Origin of the sequence: Streptomyces mutomycini (assembly GCF_001700505.1) — a bacterium.
GTDB lineage: Bacteria > Actinomycetota > Actinomycetes > Streptomycetales > Streptomycetaceae > Streptomyces > Streptomyces mutomycini.
The window spans coordinates 1-3,037 of sequence record NZ_MAPV01000329.1 but is presented as its reverse complement, the minus strand read 5'-3'; the positions used below and the strand labels follow the sequence as shown (position 1 = coordinate 3,037).

Genomic DNA, 3,037 nt, shown 5'->3' with positions numbered 1-3,037 from the left:
GACCACGACACACCACCACCAGAAACAGCAGCAGCATCCGCACCGACCAAAGCCAGCCTCGGCACATACACATCCCCGCCACGCAACGCGAACTCCGGCTCACCCTCAGCAACAGCCGCAGCCAGCACAGACACCGGAACACCAACAGCCCCACCATCCGAATCCACCAGCACAAACCGCCCAGGATGCTCGGACTGCACAGAACGCAGAAGTCCACGTACAGCGGCCTGCACGGGGTCGGGCAGGTCCTCGGACGCGATGCCGACGGCACCGCGGGTCAGCACGGCGAGCCTGGCCCGCGTGGGTGTCTCCGGGGCGAGCCACTCCTGGACGCGGGCCAGCACGACGCCGGCCAGGGCGTGCGCCGCGGCCGGCACGTCGTCGCCGCCGGGCAGTTCCTGGGCGGTGCAGTCGAGCAGCACCAGCTCGGGGTCGTCGGCGACGACCTCGGCGAGCGGGGTGCCCGGGTGCCAGTGGACGGTGGGGGGTGCGGCGGCGGGCGCGGGCCGCCAGACGTCCCAGCGGGGGATGTACAGCGACCGGGCGGGGGCCGCCGCGCGCATCTCGGCGGCGGAGAGCGGGCGCAGCACGAGTTCGTCCACGGAGGCGACGGGCGTGCCCGCGGCATCCGTGGCCAGCAGCCGTATGCCGTCGCCACCGGCCGCGGTCAGCCGGACGCGCAGCGAGGTGGCGCCGTCGGTCCAGGTCTGCACGCCGGACCAGGCGAACGGGAGACGCACTGCGCCCTCGTCCCCGAACAGGCCGCCCGGGCCCATGGCGTGGAGGGCGGCGTCGAGGAGAGCGGGGTGGGCGAGGAAGTCATCGGCGGTCGCCTCTTCGGGCAGGGCCACTTCGGCGAACACCTCGCCGCCGCGGCGCCAGACGGCCTGCAGGCCCTGGAAAGCGGGGCCGTACTCGTAGCCGCGCTCGAACAGCGCGCCGTAGAGGTCTCCCAACTCGACGGGGGCGGCGCCGGCGGGCGGCCAGGCGCCCTGGAGGTCACCGAACTCCCCTGTGTCCCGTGCCTCTTCGGCCGTCAGGGTGGCGGTGGCGTGCCTGATCCACTCGGCGGGCTCTTCCTGGTCGGCGGTGCCGGTCCTGGAGTGGATCGTGGCGGTCCGCGCGCCGGACTCGTCGGCCTCGGCGATCTGGACCTGGAGGGTTACGCCGGTGTCCGCGGTGAAGGTGAGGGGGCGCTCCAGGGTGAGCTCCTGAACCCGGCCGCAGCCTCTCTCCCGGCCTGCTGCGAGAGCGAGTTCGAGGAAGGCGGTGCCGGGAAGGAGCACGGCCTCCAGGAGGACGTGGTCGGCCAGCCACGGGTGCGTCGGCAGGGAGATCCTGCCCGTGAAGACGGCCTCGTCCGAACCGGCGGGGATCGTGGCAGCGGCGAGCAGCGGGTGGCTGACCGGGTCGAGCCCGATGCCCGTGGCGTCCCCGGTGCCGGCGGGGCCCTCCATCCAGAAACGGCGCCGCTGGAACGGGTACGTCGGCAGTCCGGCCCCATCGGTCGGGGCGGCCGGGGCAGCGGTGGCGGCCGCGCCGTCCAGGAAGGTGTCCCAGGAGATGCCGGCGCCGCGGGTCCACAGGGTGGCGGCGGCGCGGGTCAGAGCGGTGCTCTCGTCCTGGTCCCGGCGGAGCGTACCCGAGACGACCACGTCGGCGTGGCCCGCCGCGGCCGCGAGGTCCTCGATGGCGGGGGCGATCACCGGGTGCGGGCTGATCTCGACGAACGTGTCGATGCCGCGGCCGAGGAGGGCGGTGACCGTCTCGGCGAAGCGCACCGGCTCGCGCAGGTTCCGGTACCAGTACCGCGCGTCGGCACGGTCACCGGCGAGGGGCTGCACGGTCACCGACGAGTACATCTGTACGGAGCCGGCGCGGGGCGCGATGGGTCCGGCGACCTGGAGGAGCCGGTCACGGATGCTTTCCACGTGCGGGGTGTGGGATGCGTAGTCGACCGGGATGGTGCGGGCACGGACGCCGGCGGCCCCGGCGGCCTCGGAGATCTCGGCGAGCACCTCGGGGGCGCCGGCGACGACGGTGGCGCCGGGGCCGTTGACGGCGGCCACCCACACGCCGTCGCGTCCGCCGAGGATTTCGGCGGCGCGCTCCGCGGAGGCGGCCAGGGAGACCATGCCGCCCTGCCCGGCAAGGTCCTCTGCGATGGTGCGGCTGCGCAGTGCGACCAAGCGCGCCCCGTCCTCGAGGGAGAGGATGCCGGCGGCGCAGGCGGCGGCGATCTCGCCCTGGGAATGTCCCACCACGACATCGGGCGTGACGCCCGCGGCCTGCCAGACCTTGGCGAGGGAGACCATGACGGCCCACAGCACGGGCTGCACCACGTCGACGCGCTCGAGGGCCTGTTCGTCGCCGAGGACGTCGAGCAAGCGCCAGTCGGCGTGCGGCGCGAGTGCATCGGCGCACTCGCGCATGGCTTCGGCGAAGACCGGCGAGGACGTGAGGAGTCCGGTGGCCATGCCGGTCCACTGGGAGCCCTGGCCGGGGAAGACGAACGCGACCTTGGCGCCGGGCCGTGCGGTGCTGTGTACCAGGCCGGGCGCGTCCGCCGTACCGTCGGCCAGGGAGGCGAGCGCCGCGGCGCGCTCGTCGCCGAAGACGACGGCGCGGTGGGTGAACGAGGCGCGGGTGCGGACGAGGGCAGCGGCAACGGTGTCCGTGTCCGGGTCGCCCGCGTCGGCGAGGAAGGTGAGCAGCCTGCCGCCCTGGTCGTGGAGAGCGGTGGCGTTCTTGGCGGACAGCGGCCAGGGAGCGGGGACGCCGGTGAGCACCGCCACCGGCGCGTCGCCCGCGGACGGCTTCCCGGCCTCGGGGGCCTGTTCGAGGATGACGTGGGCATTGGTTCCGCTGATACCGAACGAGGACACCGCTCCACGCCGCGGCCTGCCCGTCTCGGGCCAGGCGACGGGCTCGGTCACCAACTCGACGGCGCCCGCCGTCCAGTCGACGTGCGGGGTGGGCTCGTCCACGTTCAGGGTGGGCGGGACCACGCCGTGCTGCAGGGCGAGCACCATCTTGA

Annotated in this window: 1 protein-coding gene; it reads right to left on the bottom strand. The window is 74.1% G+C overall.

Annotation, left to right across the window (positions count from 1 at the left end; genetic code table 11):
- A partial coding sequence (locus tag BFF76_RS30240) for an acyltransferase domain-containing protein (RefSeq protein WP_141695709.1) occupies window positions 1-3,037 on the bottom strand: 3,037 nt, incomplete at both ends.